The organism is Polaribacter marinaquae (assembly GCF_038019025.1).
Lineage (GTDB): Bacteria > Bacteroidota > Bacteroidia > Flavobacteriales > Flavobacteriaceae > Polaribacter > Polaribacter marinaquae.
Genome location: NZ_CP150496.1, coordinates 1,482,895 through 1,498,766, shown reverse-complemented (window position 1 = coordinate 1,498,766; position 15,872 = coordinate 1,482,895). Strand labels below are relative to the sequence as shown.

21 protein-coding genes are annotated in these 15,872 nt (G+C 30.3%); 11 read left to right on the top strand and 10 right to left on the bottom strand.

Annotated elements, in window-relative coordinates:
- The first annotated feature begins 15 nt into the window (after positions 1 to 15).
- Positions 16 to 2,457 carry a LamG-like jellyroll fold domain-containing protein gene (locus tag WG950_RS06920; protein WP_340935126.1) on the top strand — a complete coding sequence of 814 codons (2,442 nt, stop codon included), beginning with the start codon at positions 16 to 18 and terminating at the stop codon, positions 2,455 to 2,457.
- A gap of 14 nt (positions 2,458 to 2,471) precedes the next feature.
- On the opposite strand, the gene purE is transcribed toward WG950_RS06920, so the two are convergent.
- The 3 genes from purE to WG950_RS06905 are packed head-to-tail and all read right to left on the bottom strand — an operon-like array spanning position 2,472 to position 4,626.
- Positions 2,472 to 2,951 carry a 5-(carboxyamino)imidazole ribonucleotide mutase gene (gene purE, locus WG950_RS06915; RefSeq protein ID WP_340935124.1) on the bottom strand — a complete coding sequence of 160 codons (480 nt, stop codon included), beginning with the start codon at positions 2,949 to 2,951 and terminating at the stop codon, positions 2,472 to 2,474.
- A 41-nt stretch (positions 2,952 to 2,992) separates the two neighbouring features.
- Complete coding sequence (locus tag WG950_RS06910; protein ID WP_340935121.1) at positions 2,993 to 4,156, bottom strand: 5-(carboxyamino)imidazole ribonucleotide synthase; 1,164 nt, start codon at positions 4,154 to 4,156, stop codon at positions 2,993 to 2,995.
- Positions 4,157 to 4,206: 50 nt separating this feature from the next.
- A complete protein-coding gene (locus tag WG950_RS06905) occupies positions 4,207 to 4,626 on the bottom strand; it encodes a phosphoribosylaminoimidazole carboxylase (protein WP_079738139.1) in 420 nt (139 codons plus the stop codon).
- 108 nt (positions 4,627 to 4,734) lie between these two features.
- Between WG950_RS06905 and greA the strand changes: the two genes are divergently transcribed.
- From greA to WG950_RS06890, 3 genes are all read left to right on the top strand, one after another.
- Positions 4,735 to 5,208, top strand: a complete 474-nt coding sequence (gene greA, locus WG950_RS06900) for a transcription elongation factor GreA (RefSeq protein WP_154066957.1) — start codon at positions 4,735 to 4,737, stop codon at positions 5,206 to 5,208.
- 72 nt (positions 5,209 to 5,280) lie between these two features.
- The gene (locus WG950_RS06895; protein ID WP_079739004.1) at positions 5,281 to 5,667 is read left to right on the top strand and encodes an HIT family protein; all 387 of its coding nucleotides are present in this window, start codon (positions 5,281 to 5,283) and stop codon (positions 5,665 to 5,667) included.
- 2 nt (positions 5,668 to 5,669) lie between these two features.
- Positions 5,670 to 5,861: a hypothetical protein gene (locus WG950_RS06890; protein ID WP_079738141.1), complete on the top strand. Its 192-nt coding sequence runs from the start codon at positions 5,670 to 5,672 to the stop codon at positions 5,859 to 5,861.
- Positions 5,862 to 5,873: 12 nt separating this feature from the next.
- Here WG950_RS06890 and WG950_RS06885 read toward each other — a convergent pair whose 3' ends face one another.
- The gene (locus tag WG950_RS06885) at positions 5,874 to 7,022 is read right to left on the bottom strand and encodes a sensor histidine kinase (protein WP_340935118.1); all 1,149 of its coding nucleotides are present in this window, start codon (positions 7,020 to 7,022) and stop codon (positions 5,874 to 5,876) included.
- A 146-nt stretch (positions 7,023 to 7,168) separates the two neighbouring features.
- On the opposite strand from WG950_RS06885, the gene WG950_RS06880 reads away from it, so the two are divergent.
- A complete protein-coding gene (locus WG950_RS06880) occupies positions 7,169 to 8,029 on the top strand; it encodes a flavin reductase family protein (protein WP_340935116.1) in 861 nt (286 codons plus the stop codon).
- A gap of 15 nt (positions 8,030 to 8,044) precedes the next feature.
- On the top strand, positions 8,045 to 8,416 hold the full coding sequence (locus tag WG950_RS06875; RefSeq protein WP_077811116.1) for a DUF3127 domain-containing protein: 372 nt from the start codon (positions 8,045 to 8,047) through the stop codon (positions 8,414 to 8,416).
- Positions 8,417 to 8,476: 60 nt separating this feature from the next.
- On the opposite strand, the gene WG950_RS06870 is transcribed toward WG950_RS06875, so the two are convergent.
- Both WG950_RS06870 and WG950_RS06865 read right to left on the bottom strand, forming a co-directional pair.
- Complete coding sequence (locus WG950_RS06870) at positions 8,477 to 8,728, bottom strand: DUF1456 family protein (protein WP_077811117.1); 252 nt, start codon at positions 8,726 to 8,728, stop codon at positions 8,477 to 8,479.
- An 18-nt stretch (positions 8,729 to 8,746) separates the two neighbouring features.
- Entirely contained in the window at positions 8,747 to 9,376 is a 630-nt protein-coding gene (locus WG950_RS06865; RefSeq protein WP_340935112.1) for a YqaA family protein, read from the bottom strand.
- A gap of 124 nt (positions 9,377 to 9,500) precedes the next feature.
- On the opposite strand from WG950_RS06865, the gene aat reads away from it, so the two are divergent.
- Positions 9,501 to 10,130, top strand: coding sequence for a leucyl/phenylalanyl-tRNA--protein transferase (gene aat, locus WG950_RS06860; RefSeq protein WP_340935110.1), 630 nt, complete (start codon positions 9,501 to 9,503; stop codon positions 10,128 to 10,130).
- A gap of 59 nt (positions 10,131 to 10,189) precedes the next feature.
- On the opposite strand, the gene mscL is transcribed toward aat, so the two are convergent.
- The 3 genes from mscL to WG950_RS06845 are packed head-to-tail and all read right to left on the bottom strand — an operon-like array spanning position 10,190 to position 12,403.
- Entirely contained in the window at positions 10,190 to 10,597 is a 408-nt protein-coding gene (gene mscL, locus WG950_RS06855) for a large conductance mechanosensitive channel protein MscL (protein WP_340935242.1), read from the bottom strand.
- A 54-nt stretch (positions 10,598 to 10,651) separates the two neighbouring features.
- Positions 10,652 to 11,752, bottom strand: coding sequence for an alanine racemase (gene alr, locus WG950_RS06850; protein ID WP_340935109.1), 1,101 nt, complete (start codon positions 11,750 to 11,752; stop codon positions 10,652 to 10,654).
- Positions 11,753 to 11,767: 15 nt separating this feature from the next.
- On the bottom strand, positions 11,768 to 12,403 hold the full coding sequence (locus tag WG950_RS06845) for a thymidine kinase (protein ID WP_079738148.1): 636 nt from the start codon (positions 12,401 to 12,403) through the stop codon (positions 11,768 to 11,770).
- A gap of 100 nt (positions 12,404 to 12,503) precedes the next feature.
- On the opposite strand from WG950_RS06845, the gene WG950_RS06840 reads away from it, so the two are divergent.
- The 3 genes from WG950_RS06840 (at position 12,504) to WG950_RS06830 (ending at position 14,903) form a co-directional block, all read left to right on the top strand.
- The gene (locus WG950_RS06840; RefSeq protein ID WP_340935106.1) at positions 12,504 to 13,370 is read left to right on the top strand and encodes a hypothetical protein; all 867 of its coding nucleotides are present in this window, start codon (positions 12,504 to 12,506) and stop codon (positions 13,368 to 13,370) included.
- 10 nt (positions 13,371 to 13,380) lie between these two features.
- The gene (locus WG950_RS06835; protein ID WP_340935105.1) at positions 13,381 to 14,361 is read left to right on the top strand and encodes a glycosyltransferase family 4 protein; all 981 of its coding nucleotides are present in this window, start codon (positions 13,381 to 13,383) and stop codon (positions 14,359 to 14,361) included.
- Positions 14,362 to 14,426: 65 nt separating this feature from the next.
- Entirely contained in the window at positions 14,427 to 14,903 is a 477-nt protein-coding gene (locus tag WG950_RS06830; protein ID WP_340935103.1) for a DUF4252 domain-containing protein, read from the top strand.
- A gap of 17 nt (positions 14,904 to 14,920) precedes the next feature.
- Here the strand turns inward: WG950_RS06830 and WG950_RS06825 are convergent, their stop codons facing one another.
- Entirely contained in the window at positions 14,921 to 15,268 is a 348-nt protein-coding gene (locus WG950_RS06825) for an arsenate reductase family protein (RefSeq protein ID WP_079738152.1), read from the bottom strand.
- 41 nt (positions 15,269 to 15,309) lie between these two features.
- On the opposite strand from WG950_RS06825, the gene WG950_RS06820 reads away from it, so the two are divergent.
- On the top strand, positions 15,310 to 15,765 hold the full coding sequence (locus WG950_RS06820; RefSeq protein ID WP_340935100.1) for a DinB family protein: 456 nt from the start codon (positions 15,310 to 15,312) through the stop codon (positions 15,763 to 15,765).
- The last annotated feature ends 107 nt before the right edge of the window (positions 15,766 to 15,872 follow it).

The following is a 15,872-nucleotide window of genomic DNA, read 5'->3' as shown; positions in this document are numbered from 1 at the left end:
TTAAAAAAAAGAATTATGAAGAATATTACAATTTATATTTTGTATATTTTTATAATTGTTTACAGTTCTTTACAAGCTCAAATTCCATGTTCAGCTGGTTTTGAAGCTAACGGGACTAACGATTATATTACAATACCAAATACAGATGCTATTAATTTACAGAACACAAAAAACAGAACTGTAGAGTTTTGGTTTAAACCTTCGGATATTACTACAAGACAAGTTCTGTATGAAGAAGGTGCGCAAGTAAACGTGATTTTATTTTATATAGAAGCAGGAAGGATTTATTTAGGCGGGTACAGAAATAATGCTGATACAGCAGCTAGAAGAAGATTTTTTAGATCTGAATTAGGAGAAATTACTGTTGATAAATGGACACACGTAGCCCTAACAATAGAAGATACAGCTTCGCCAGATGTAACCTTTAGATGGTATTTAGATGGCGTAGAAAAAGATCAACAAGATGGTTTACAGGTAAGTACTCACTCTGGTAATATTTCTATAGGTAGAAACGGTGGTGCTGTAAGGTATCCAACAAGTTTTTCAAGTGGTTCTACTTACAACGGAGCTTTCTCTGGTCAAAATAATGTTGACAATAATTTTGATGGTAATATATCTTTATTAAGAATCTGGAACGTTGCAAGAACAGCAGCAGAAATAGATACTAATAAATCTACATATCTTACTGCTGGCACAAGTTTAGTTGCTTATCAAGATGGCGATCAAGTTAACTATGAAGCAAATGGGGCTTCTTCTATTGCTGCAACTACAACAGCAAACGGAAGCAATACAAGTTATACATGGAATGGTGGTACTTCTTCAGATTTTTCTAACGATACAAATTGGGCTGCAACATCACCAGAGGTTTCTAAGACACAAACGGTGGTGATTCAAAATGGTTCAAATAATCCAGAAATAACATCAGAAGTTAAAATAGGAAGATTAACAATAGAAGCAGGAGCAGAGGTTGTTGTAAAAAGTGGAGGAACTTTAAATATCTTTTATGGTTTAACTAATAATGGTACAATTACAGTCGAAGATGGCGGCGCTTTAATTTTTAACTCTTGTAATGCAACAATTGCAGGTTCTGGAGATTTTAATATTAAAAGAGCAACACCAAATTATTCTGGAAACGATTTTTATTCTTATTGGAGTTCTCCTGTAATTGCTACAGATTCTAATATTGCCACTGTATTTCCTGATGCAGAGTTAATTTACAGGTTTGATGCTAGTAGTACAAATTCAGATTGGGCCTTTCATGGTACTGCAGATTTTAACCCAGGTGTTGGTTATGCAATTCAGAACGAAGGTGTAGGCGGTCAATTAAGAACTTTTACAGGAAAGTTAAATGAGGGTGATGTAGTTGTAAATGTTTTTAATTCTAGTAATTTAGCAAGTACAGATCCAGATAATGTTTGGTCTACTTCTGGAGATAATCTAGTTGGTAATCCTTATTTTTCTGCAATAGATTGGGATTTGGTAAGCGCAGATACAGACAATGCAGATATTGATGGAACCATTTATTTATGGAATCAAAATACTGCAGAAGTTGGAGATAATAATGTTTCTGATTACCTACAGTACAATGCAACTGGTGGTTTAAGTAATACTACAACAGGTAAGATTGGTTCTGGGCAAGGTTTCTTTGTTAGAACTTCAACTAATAGTACGTTAACTTTTAAAACTACGCATCAAATTGTGGCAAATAACACACAGTTTTATAAGTCTGATAAAGCTAAGGTCACAGAAAAGAGAGAAGGAAGATCTTGGTTTACTTTTAACAAAGGCAATAAAACAAATACTTTATTAGTTGGTTTTCTTAAGGGAGCAACAAATAGATATGATAGGCTTTATGACGCACCTTTTGATATTAGTCAAAAATCTATGGGTTTTTATTCTCATGTTAGAGGAGGTGCAAAAGCATCTATACAAGGTTTGCCAGTTTTAAAAAGAGATAAAAAAGTGGTGAAGTTAGGTTTTGTTGTTGATGAATTAGGTGAATATTCTATCGGAATTCAAGATGAGAAAATAGATGAAGATTACTACATTTATTTAAGAGATACAGAAGCTAAGAAAACAGTAGATCTAAGACAAAGAGATTACACCTTTACAATTGATACTGTTGGTGAAAATAACACAAGATTTAAAATTATTTATACTAAAGATAAAAGAAGAGCTACAAAGAAAACTGGTAAAGAAGCTATATTAGTGGAAGAAGTAGACTCAGAAGATTTTGCAGTTTATGTAGACGGCGCAAAAGAGTTAATTGTAGAATATGATTTTGATGTTGACAATATTAAAGATGTAACTTTATATACTATTCAAGGTAGAAAAGTAAAAACGTTTTTAGGTACAGATGCTAAAAATATTTCTAACTTAAAGACAGGTACTTATATTGTAAATACAACATTAATTGATAATAGAAATTTCACAAAAAAAATACTGATTGCAAACTAGCAATCAGTATTTTTTTATTTTCTAACATTTTCAGAAGCCTTTTCTACTTTTAGTTTTAAACCTTCTTTATAAGCAATAATTTTATCTAAAACACAAGTATCTGAAGCACCAATAATTTGAGCTGCCAAAATACCAGCATTTTTTGCGCCATCTAAAGCAACTGTTGCTACAGGCACGCCACCTGGCATTTGTAAAATAGACAAAACAGAATCCCAACCATCTATAGAATTTCTGCTTTTTACAGGTACGCCAATAATTGGTAACGGACTCATAGAAGCTACCATTCCTGGTAAATGTGCAGCACCACCAGCACCTGCAATAATTACTTTTATGCCTCTTTTATGTGCATTTTTAGAGTAATCTAATAATTTTTCTGGAGTTCTATGTGCAGACACAATATCAACTTCTATTTGAATATCAAAACTCTCTAAAATGTCTATTGCTTCTTGCATTATTGGAAGATCAGAATCACTTCCCATTATTATTCCTACCATATTTTTATATGTTTTCAGTTATCAGAAATAACTTTAAATTGTTAATTATTCTTACTAATTACTCTTATTTTTTCTTTTACTTCTTGGGCAACTTTTCTTGCAGTATCTATATCAGCATTTACAATTGTAACATGCCCCATTTTTCTAAACGGACGCGTTTCTTTTTTTCCATAAAGGTGTGGCGTTACTCCGTCTATTTTTAAAATTTCTTCAATATTTTCATAAATTACGTCTCCAGCAAAACCTTCTTCACCAACTAAATTTACCATAATACCGGCAACTTTACTTTCTGTATTGCCTAAAGGAAGATTTAAAATAGAGCGTAGATGTTGCTCAAATTGATTGGTATAACTAGCTTCTATAGAATAATGTCCAGAATTATGAGGTCTTGGTGCAACTTCATTTACCAATATTTTATCGTCTACCGTTTGAAACATTTCTACTGCTAATAAACCAACAAAATCTAAATCGCTAACAACTTTTAAAGCAATTTCTCTTGCTTTTTCTGCTACTTTACTCTCTATTCTTGCAGGACAAATTACATATTCTACTTGGTTTGCTTCCGGATGAAATTCCATTTCAACAACAGGATAGGTAGTTACTTTACCATCTTTATTTCTAGCAACAATTACAGCCAATTCGTTTTTAAACGGAATTAATTTTTCTGTAATACATTCTACATTAGGTAAGCTTTCTAGATCGTTAATGTTTCGAACAATTTTTACACCATTTCCATCGTACCCAAATCTTGCGGCTTTCCAAACAAAAGGAAAATCTATAATATTATTTTCGAAAGAATGCTTTAATTCTTCTAGATAAGCATAATGAGAAAATTCCGCAGTAGGTATTTGATGATCTAAGTAAAAGTTTTTTTGTCTTGCTTTGCTCTGGATAATTCTTAAATCTTTCGGTTTTGGGTAAATTTCTAGACCTTCACTTTCTAATTTGTCTAAAGCATCTAAGTTTACATTTTCTATTTCTATAGTAAGTAAATCTACGGTTTTACCAAAATTATAAACAGCATCAAAATCTAACAAATCTCCAATAACAAAATTGTTGCAAATTTGTGCACAAGGTGCATTTGTATTACTGTCTAAAATAGAAGTGTAAATATCTAATTTTTGGGTTTCTGCTAAAAGCATTCGTCCTAATTGGCCACCACCAAGAACGCCCAATTTAAAATCTGAAGAATAATAATTTTTCACTGTTGAAGTTGTTGTGTTTCAGCAAAAATACACAACTCAAATCATTTTCACTAAAAATTACTGATTCTAATTGAAGAACCAGATTTTGTAACTTTATATTGTCTTGCCGGACACTCAAAATCATCTGTTTGTGGTGCACCACCAAAGTGAACACTGTATTCACTTTCATCACAAGAGCATTTTAAAACAGTTCCTTTTTCGAACGTCATAGGAGAGTTGCAATCGTTTTGAGGGCATAGTTTATCAAAAGCAACAAATTCTGAGCCATTTATATTAAAAAGAAAGATACCTTTAGCGCCACCTGTAAGATTTGCAAAACCACCTGGTGTTTGTACATTTATTAGTTGCGGATTGTTTAAATCTGTGCTTAAACTAACAGGGAATTGTCTTAAACAGTTAGCTGGTAAATTGTTTTCTGCACAGGCAAAAAACAACACTAAACTTATAAAAAAAAGCACTTTTTTAAACATAAAATTATCTTTGTTTTCTTAATAACGAATGCAAGTTACAAATATTTTGTACATTTGTAATACAATCTCATTCCTGTAAAGGCAATGAGATTTTTAAATTATAACAACATGAGTGAAATTTCATATTATTCTGAAGAAGGATTAAAAAAACTAAAAGAAGAACTAGTTCATTTAGAACAAGTAGAGCGACCAAGAGTAACGCAAGAAATTGCAGATGCAAGGGATAAAGGAGATTTAAGTGAAAATGCAGAGTATCATGCTGCAAAAGAAGAACAATCTCATTTAGAATTTAAAATTGCGAAATTAAAAAACGTAATTTCTGGTGCACGTATTTTAGATGAAAGTCAATTAGATACCTCTAAAGTTTTAATACATTCTAACGTTGTAATTAAAAACACAGCTAACGGAATGGAGTTTAAATACAGATTGGTTGCAGATTCAGAAACAGATGTTAGAAACGGAAAACTTTCTGTAAACTCGCCAATAGGTAAAGGTTTATTAGGTAAAAAAGTTGGAGAAATTGCAGAGATTAAGGTGCCAAATGGTATGATGAAATTCGAAATTGTAGAAATTTCGAGATAATTTATATAAAATGTTATTTAAAACGCTTTTCATTGAAAAGCGTTTTTTATTTTTACTAAAAATCGATTTATTATGAGCGTTTTTACAAAGATAATTACAGGAGAAATACCAAGTTATAAGGTTGCAGAAAATGATGATTTTATAGCCTTTTTAGATATAAACCCAAATGCGAAAGGTCATACGTTGGTTGTGCCAAAAAAAGAAGTTGATAAGGTTTTTGATTTATCTAAAGAAGAGTACAATGCACTAATGAGTTTTTCGTACGAAGTGGCTAAAGCAATAGAAAAAGCAGTGCCTTGTTTAAGAGTTGGTATGAGTGTAATTGGTTTAGAAGTACCACATGTACATGTTCATTTAATTCCTTTAAATGAAATGGCAGATATTCAGTTTTCTAAAAAAGTAAAATTATCTAACGAAGAGTTTAATTCTTTGGCAGCAAGTATTGCTAAGAACTTTTAGATATGAAACAATGGCAGAAAATCGGTTTAGGCTGGGGAGTTTGGATGTTCTTGTGTATGGCTTTTATTTGGCCTTTAATTGATGGTGAAAAGATTACTTTAAATAGAATATTTGTAAAATTTATTTTTTTGATGTTATCTGGGTTTATTTTTGGTTATGTATCATCAAAATATAAGAAATATAAGGGGAATTAGTTCTTTGAATTCTTAAGCTTTATTTAATAAAATCTCGAAGGTTGTTCCTTTATCTATTTCAGATTTTTGAACATAAATTTTACCTTTGTGATAGTCTTCTACAATTCTTTTAGATAATGATAGGCCCAAACCCCAACCACGCTTTTTCGTCGTAAAACCGGGTTTAAAGATTTGTTTAAATAATTTTTTTGGCATTCCTTTACCGGTATCAGAAACAATAATTTTAACTTTTTTAGTTGTATTTTCTATTCGGATTTTTAAAGAACCTTCTCTTTGCATCGCATCGATTGCATTTTTTATGAGGTTTTCTATTACCCAACCATACAATTCGGCATTAATTTTAGTGTTTATTTCGGTATCTGAAGTGGTAAACGAAAAGCTAATTTGTTTAGAGCTTCTAGATTTTAAATAGTCGAATGCATTTTTTGTAATGGTAACAATATTATCTGATTTTAACTCAGGTATAGAGCCAATTTTAGAAAACCTGTTGGCAATTATATTCAATCGATTTACGTCTTTTTCTATTTCTTCTACATATTTATCGTCTACATTTTCCATTTTTAAAATGGCAATCCAACCTAATAAAGAAGATAATGGTGTGCCAATTTGGTGCGCAGTTTCCTTGGCCATACCTGTCCATAATTTGTTAGTTTCTGCTGCTTTATTAGAGTTATAAAACAGGTAAATAACACTTAAAAATAAGATTAGAATTAAGATTAATGCTATTGGGTAATAGGTTAGTTTGTTTAGTAGATCTGAATTTCGATAATAAATATATTGCTTGTTTTTACCATTGTAACTAATTTCTATAGGCGCATTTTCTTCTTTCATTTTTAGCAGTTGCTCTTCTAAATATTTAGGGTTTAAAGATTTTAAAGAGTCTAAATTTTGAAAAGATTCGATGTTACCTTTTCCATCAACCAAAATTAAGGGAATAGTCGTATTAGCAACAATAATTTTATCTGGTAAAGTTATATCTGCGTTTAGATCTGAATTTGCCAACTGCTTTTGAGCAATTCCTAAAATTTCCATTTTTACTCTTTCATCATTTTTAAATTTCTGAAAAAATATGTAGGTATTCCATAGAATTAAAGAAACGATTATCAAAGAGATTAAAACGGCAATTCTTTTAAATAAAAGTGTATTGGTTAGAAAATTCATAAAAACAAATATAAAGCTTTCAGTATATAACTCATTTCCTATTTTGATAGTATCTTTACAGTCTAAAATTTTCTTTTTTATTAAAATTGAATTGTTTTAAAGTTTTTAATAAATAAGATTTTTTTGAATTTTTAAATACTTAAGATATGCTTACAATAGACCCAAAAGAAGTTTCTACAGCAAAATTACATGGTTATTTACTAGGTGCCGTTGCCCCAAGACCAATTGCTTTTGCGAGTACAATAGATAAAGATGGAAATCCGAATTTATCTCCGTTTAGTTTTTTTAATGTCTTTGGTGCAAATCCGCCGATAATGATTTTTTCTCCTGCAAGACGAGTAAGAGATAATACTACAAAACATACTTTAGAAAATGCTTTAGAAACTAAAGAAGTAGTAATTAATATGGTTAATTACGATATTGTACAGCAGATGTCTTTAAGTTCTACTGAGTACCCAGAAGGTGTAAATGAGTTTGATAAAGCGGGCTTTACAATGCTAAAATCGGATATTGTAAAACCATTTAGAGTTGCAGAATCACCTGTGCAATTTGAATGTAAAGTTAACGACGTAATTTTTACAGGAGAAAATGGTGGGGCAGGTAATTTGGTTGTTTGTGAAGTGGTTAAAATTCATATTTCTGATGATGTTTTAGATGAAAACGGTGCAATAGATCAACATAAAATAGACTTGGTTGCAAGAGCCGGCGGAAGTTATTATTCGAGAGCAAGAGATGGTTTTTTCGAAATACCGAAACCAATTTCTACATTAGGTATTGGTGTTGATGCAATAAGTGCAGACATTAGAAATAGTACAGTTTTAACAGGTAATAATTTGGGTATGTTAGGCAACATAGAACAATTGCCTACCGAAGAAAGTGTTAATAACTTTGCGAAAGAACATCCTAAATTTATTGGGTTAGAAACCGCAAAAAAACATACATTTGCACAAGATTTTTTAAAAAAGAATGATGTAGAAAGTGCTTGGAAAGTGCTTTTAATTAAATAGTTAAGATTATATATTATGGAAGTTATTGGTAAAGTTAAGTTAATCGGAGATGTACAAACTTTTGGTGCAAATGGTTTTAGAAAAAGAGAATTAGTTGTTACAACAGATGATCAATATCCTCAAATGATTATGATTGAATTTGTACAAGATAAAGTAGATTTATTAAACAATTACGCTGTTGGGCAAGATGTAAAAGTATCTATCAATTTAAGAGGTAGAGAATGGATTAACCCACAAGGTGAAGCAAAATACTTTAACTCTATACAAGGTTGGAGAATAGAAAACTTATCTCAGTCTAACACACAAGGGCAAAACTTACCTCCAGTAGATCAGTTTCAGCCAGCATCTAACGTTTCTAACGAAGAGCCAGACGATTTACCTTTCTAGAATCTAGAAATTTAAATTAGATATAAATAAAGAGTGCAATTATTAAATTGCACTCTTTTTTTATGTTGTTTTTGGTTTTTCTTTCTTTGGCATTGGGCCTCTAAGATGAATAACCAAGCCATTTAAGAAGTTTCTTAATATTTGGTCTCCACATTCTACATACTTCGGATGATCTTCACTTCTAAATAAAGCACCTAATTCTCCTTTAGAAACTTTAAAATCTACCAAAGCGCAGATTTCTATAATATCTGTATCACGCAATTTATGCGCAACACGTAATTTTTTTAAAATATCGTTATTTGTTAATCCCATATTGCAAAGGTACTATTTTTATGTAACTACTTTAAATATAGCCCAAGCATAAATTGCGAACCTTAAAAAACGGAATAATCCAAAAAAGACAACATTTCTAAAAGGATATTTAATCATACCTGCAGCTAAACACGCAATAGAAAAAGGCAAAGGTAAAAGTGCACCAACTAAAATTAAAAAGCCACCCCATTTTTTTGTGTTTTTAAGATTTGCTGCCATTTTAACTTCTAAATAATTCTTTACAGATTCTATTTTTAAAGTGGTTTTACCAATAAAATAAGATAACAAACCACCAAAATATGATAATGCAGCTAAAATTGATAAATTTAAAATAGGTTCGTCTGTTTTCTTTGTCCAAGCAATAAATATTTCTGGCGGAATTAAACCTAAAACAGTTTCAGAAATAAAAAATGTTATTAAAATACCAACTCTAGAAAAAGTTTCTGTAATTGTTTCTAAACCATTATTAATATCGTAAACGTATTTATTAAATAAAAATAGCCCTAAAACTACAAGTACAATTGGTAAGAAAGCTTTTTTTACACTTTCCCAAACAAACATATAAAAGCCTGTTCTACCATAATAGTTATGTAGCCTTTTACCTATAAATGCGGTTTTTTTCTTTCTCTTTTTTTTCTTTTTTTCCAAGAAGACAATTGTTTAATTAATTTGCAAAAATAGTAACAAATTCTAAATAAATAAGAATAGAATTTTAGATTAACTGTTTTTTAAGAAATATGTAAGTTTGTTTCTAATTCTTAATTCTATTTTCATGATTTGGCTTACAGATAAAATTGATTTTCCTGATTATAAATATACCACAAAAGAGGGCATAATTGCTTTGGGAGGAGATTTATCTGAAAAAAGATTAATTTTCGCTTATCAAAACGGAATTTTCCCTTGGTTTTCTGATGATGATCCAATTGTTTGGTATTGTCCTTATGATAGAATGGTGCTTTTTCCAGAAGATTTAAAAGTATCCAAATCCATGAGAAAAATACTCAATAAAAATAAATTTACAATTACCGAGAATAAAGCTTTTGCAGAGGTAATTTATAATTGTAAAAATATTGATAGAAAAGATGATCTTGGTACTTGGATTACTAATGATATGGAACAAGCTTACATAAATTTGCATAAAATAGGTTTTGCAAAATCGATAGAAGTTTGGTTAGATAACGAATTAGTAGGTGGTTTATATGGTGTAGAGGTTAACGGCGTATTTTGTGGTGAAAGTATGTTTAGTAAAGTGTCTAATGCATCTAAATTGGCTTTTATTTACTTGGTGCAAACTAAAAAATACAAGCTAATTGATTGCCAAGTTTATAACAATCATTTGGCAAGTTTAGGTGCTAAAGAAATTGATAGGGCTTTATTTTTATCAATATTAAAAGAAAAATAAAAAAAAATCCTTGAGTAATTAAACTCAAGGATTTTTATATTATATGTAAGAATTACTGCTTATTTCTTAGCTAACAAATCTCTAATTTGCTCTAATAATTCTTCTTGAGAAGGTCCTGCTGGTGCCGGAGCTGGAGCTGGTTCTTCTTTTTTCTTTAAGTTATTTAAACCTTTTACAATTAAGAACATTACAAAGGCAACAATAATAAAGTCAATTACGTTTGTTAAAAAGTCTCCGTATAATACAGCAACTTCACCAACAACTTTACCAGTTTCATCTGCAACACCGTCTTTAACTATATATTTTAAGTCTTTTAAATCGGCATTGAAAATTAGACCAATTAAAGGTGAAACAATTCCACCAGTAAAAGAAGTAACAACTTGTTTAAAAGCTGCACCCATAACAAAACCTACTGCAATGTCAACAAGGTTTCCCTTCATTGCAAAGTCTTTAAATTCTTTAAGCATTCCCATTTTCTAAGTATTTAATTGATTAATGAATGGCTAAAATACTAAAAAAAATTATTTCTTTAACACTTTTTTAACACGTTGAGAGATTGCAGTCAAAGTTTCATAAACAATTGTTTCAGAAACGTTGGCAATATGTTGTATCATTTGTTGATTATTAAATATTATAACTGCATCACCTTCATTACAATTAATTTTAGTTACATCAACCATTATCATATCCATACAGACGTTACCTATAATAGGTGCTTTTTGGTTGTTAATTAAAACATATCCTTTTTTATTGCCAATTTTTCTAGACAAACCATCTGCGTGCCCAATAGGTACAGTTGCAGTTTTAGTTGGTCTTTTTGCCACAAATGCTCTATTGTAACCTACTGTTTCTCCTGGATTAATTGTGTGTATTTGAGATATTATAGATGTTAAATTGTGAGTGTTTTTTAATGCTGCAGTTTCTTTATCATCATTACCAAAACCGTACAAACCAATACCAACTCTAACCATATCAAATTGTGCTTTTGCATAATTTACAACGCCAGAAGTATTTAATATATGTAATAAGGGTTCGTAGCCTAAATGCTTGTAAAATTGTTGGGCAATATATGCAAAGTTGTTTATTTGGTTAATGCTAAACTCTTGTTCTTCTAGATCTTCACTTGCTGCTAAATGAGAAAATAAAGATTGTACTTTAATATGATTTGTTTTCTTTAAATCAGAAATTATAGCAGGAATATCTGTGTGCCAAAAACCCAACCTATTTAAACCTGTGTTAAATTTAATATGAATAGGATAATTCATTAAAGGAGCTTCGTCTGCTAACTTTAAAAATGCATTAAATATTTTAAAATTGTATAAGTTTGGTTCTAATCGATAAGAAACAACCTCTTTTAAATTTGGTATCTGCGGATGTAAAACTAAAATAGGTTTAGAAATATTGGCTTCTCTTAAAGCAATACCTTCGTGCGTGTAAGCTACAGCAAAATAATCTACTTTATCCTCTAAATGCTTTGCAACTTGTACGCCATCGCTACCGTAACCAAAAGCTTTAACTACTGCTAAGATTTTTGTTTCTGGATTAATTTTTTGTTTAAAATAATTAAGATTATGGTCTAAAGCAGTACCATCAATCTCTAAAACGGTTACGTGGTTATTCATATTTAATGCAGTATTTTAGTCAGAATCTTTTGTAGCAGAATCTTTTTCTGTAGCAGATACAACTTCTTGTTGTTGCTTTTGTAATGCTTTGTAATAAGCCGCTCGACTTAACGGTTCATATTCTTGCGTTTCACCTAACATTACAATGTTGTCGTTTTTAGCCTTTCTAAAACTGTAATGCGCTAAATTACCTGTATGCGTGCAGACTGCATGCACTTTAGTTACGTATTCTGCAGTTGCCATTAACGCAGGCATTGGTCCGAAAGGATTTCCTTTAAAATCCATATCTAAACCAGCAACAATTACACGAATTCCTCTATTTGCTAAATCGTTACAAACCGCAACAATTTCATCATCAAAAAACTGTGCTTCATCTATACCAACAACATCTACATTATTGGCTAAAAGTCTAATATTTGCAGATGCAGGTACGGGTGTAGATCTAATTCTATTATCGTTATGCGATACAACTTCTTCATCGTCATAACGAGTATCTACAGCTGGTTTAAAAATTTCTACACGCTGTTTTGCAAACTGTGCACGTTTTAAACGTCTAATAAGTTCTTCTGTTTTACCAGAAAACATAGAGCCGCATATTACTTCTATCCAACCAAATTGTTCTGTATGATTTACTGTATTTTCAAGAAACATTTTGTAATTTTAGGCTTTAGAAATTTAAATTTTGCTTTACTTTCGTAATCAACAAATTTATTAAAAATTACGAGTAAATTATAACTTCAACTTACAACTTATGCACAAAAAATTGGAAAACGATTTAATGAGTTTAGCTCATAGCATTTTACAGATGAAAAATAAACAAGATGTAAAAGCTTTAAAAGACAAATCGCAGCAAATTTATGAGAAATTATCACTTTTGGCATTTGTAGAAGATTATGTAAACACCAATCCTAACTTAGACGAAACAAAAGAAGAACTTGTAGAAAAGGTAACTTCTGCATTTGATAAAAAGCACACTATTATTGCTGCTGATGATAAAGAAGAGGTAAAAACAGAAGTTGTACAAGAAGATTTTATAGATGTAAATGAAAAGTTTGCTGCAGAAATAGGAGACGATTTTTTAAAGCAAGAAATTGAAACATCAGAAATTATGAAACCGCTTGAAGAAGAAGTTACTATTGAAACTTTAAAAGAAGAAGTAGTTAAGGAGAAAATAGAAGTTGAAAAAGAAGAACCGATAGAACAACCTTTTGATGATTTAGAAGAACTAATTTTTGGCGATACAAAACCCACAAAATTTAAAGACGACCCCAAAGATGTTGGCGAAAAAAATGCAATTACTTTAGAGGAAGAATTGGAAGACACAATTCCGGTTGATGTTATTGCTAACTTGTTTGAACCTGTGCAACCAAAATCTTTAAACGATAAATTACAGACTAATATTCAAATTGGTTTAAATGATAGAATTGTTTTTGTGAAAAATTTGTTTGAAGGTAGCCAAGAAGATTTTAATCGTGTCGTTTCTCAATTAAATACATTTAAGACAGAAAAAGAAGCAAAAAAGTTTATCATTAAAATGGTAAAGCCAGATTATGATTGGTCTAATCAAGAAGAATTAGAAAATAGATTGTTAGAGATTATAGAAAGAAGATTCGCATAAAACCATTTATTTGAAACCAATTTTAATACATACACATTTTCATAAACGCAGAACTGGTGTTACAAGAAGTATAGAAAATGTTTTACCTTTTTTTTCTGATACATACGAAACGTATCTATACGGATATGGTGCAAAAGGCACACATATTAAGACCAAAGAGCTAAGAAAGTTATTGTTTTCTGATAGAGAAGTTGTTGTGCATTGTCATCGTAATAACGAAATTATGCGTATGCTTTTTTTTAGGTTTTTGGGCGCAAAATTTAAATTAGTAGCAACAAGACATGCAGAAACTGTTCCTTCTGGTTTAACAATGAAACTGCTAAAAAAAGCAGATAAAGTTGTTACTTTGATAAATAGTATGAGTCAAAAATTGGGTATTAAAAATACAGTTGTTGGTCACGGAGTAGATGTAGATTATTTTAAGCCTAAAGAAAATGTTACTTTAAAAAATATAAAACAAGATCATATTATTTTATGTGCAGGTAGAGTTAGAAAAGCCAAAGGACAAGTAACATTGCTAAAAGCTGCTAAAATTTTAAAAAATCATAAAAACTGGGCTTTGGTAATAGTGGGTAAAGTAGATAAACCTGCATTTTTAGAAGAATTACAACAAATTGCAAAAGAGCAAAAGGTTAACGAACAAGTTTATTTTGTTAACGAAACTCCAGATATATTATCATATTATCAAGCATCAAAAATAGCAGTTGTACCAAGTTTTTCTGAAGGATTTTCTTTGGTAACCGCAGAGGCAATGTCATGCGGATGTTCTGTTATTGCAACAAAAGAAGTAGGCGTACATTCATCATTAATAGAAAACACAAAAAATGGTTATTTGTTTGCCTCAGGTAATAGCAGCGAATTAGAAAAACTACTTGAAAGTTCTATAAACGGAGAATTACCACTTTTAGGTAAACAAGCAAGAGAAGAGATTTTAAAAAACTGGAGTGCCTTAAAAGAAGCAGAAAACCTTATAAAAGTATATCAGAATTAGTAATTAAGGTAAAACTCTGTAACAAAATTAATTAGTAGTCGTCTTAAATTTAAAACCTACTAATTATGAAAAATATAGCCACAATTCTTTTCGCTTTTATTATTACAGCAACTTCGGCACAAGATGCCGCTTTCGAAAAATTTTATAAATCAAATAAAGAGAAATCTACTTTTTCTATAAATTTATCTGCATCCTTGGCAGGTTCATTTTTAGATGATGAAGATGATAGCGATTTAATGAATGTTATTAAAAAATCGAGCGATTTTAAACTTATGGTTTTTAATAATGATGATTATACTGTTGCAAAAGGCTTTAAAAAGTTTAAAAGAAGAAATAATTTAAAAACCTATGTTCGAGTTAAAGACAATGGTAGTAAAGCAGAATTGTATTTTGTAGAAAAAAACAATCTTATTAGAGAAATTATAATTAGAGCAAACAGTAATAACGATAAATTAGTGTTATTCGGTTTAAAAACTAAAATTACTAAAGAAGAATTAGCAGCAATGATATCATCTTCAAACATAGAAGTAACATCTAGATAAAAAACAAAAGAGAAGATTTAACCAATCTTCTCTTTTAATTCTGCAACCACTTTTTTACTATTTCCAATAAAAATTTCGTTATCAACAATAAAAACAGGTCGTTTTAAAAAAGTATATTCATCTAAAATATATTGCCTGTAATCTGCCTCAGAAATTTCCTGATTTTTTAAATCCATAGCTTTATATAATTTCGCACGTTTATTAAACAACGCCTCATAACTACCCGCAAGCTTGTGCATTTCTTCTAATTGCGCAACATTTACAGGATTTCCTTTTATTTCTTGTCGCTCAAAACCATCTGTATTTACCTCTTTTAAAATACGTTTACAAGTATCACAAGTTTGTAAAAAATAGACTTTTCTCATAGGAATCGATTATATTTGTTTACTCAAAAATAACATAAAAAATGAAGACACAATTCGATGTTTTAAGAAAATCTCGCGATTTAGTAATAAAAGAATTAGAAGGTTTAACATTAGAGCAAATTCATGTAATTCCTGCAGGATTTAAAAACAATATTGCTTGGAATGTTGCTCATTTAGTAGTCACACAACAATTATTACATTACAAAATGTCGGGTTTAAACTGTCTGTGTCCAGATGATTTAATTACAGATTTTAAAAAAGGAACTGTACCAACAAAACAATTTACAGAAGAAGAATTCGAAGAAGTAAAAGAACTTTTAATAGGTTTGCCAGATACTTTAGAAGAAGATTTCGAAGCTGGTATTTTTAAAGAATTTACAGAATACCCAACAAGCACAGGTTTTGTATTAAGCTCTATAGAAAATGCAATTGCTTTTAACAATTTTCACGAAGGAATTCACTACGGAATTATAAGATCTATAAAGAAATTTTTATAATTTTTTAGAAGCTATTTCCAGCTTTCACTACTCGCTTTTTTAGCTGTAAATTTTTTTAAAATTTACAGCTAAAAAGAGCTCAAACAAACCGTTCAATCTGGGCTAAA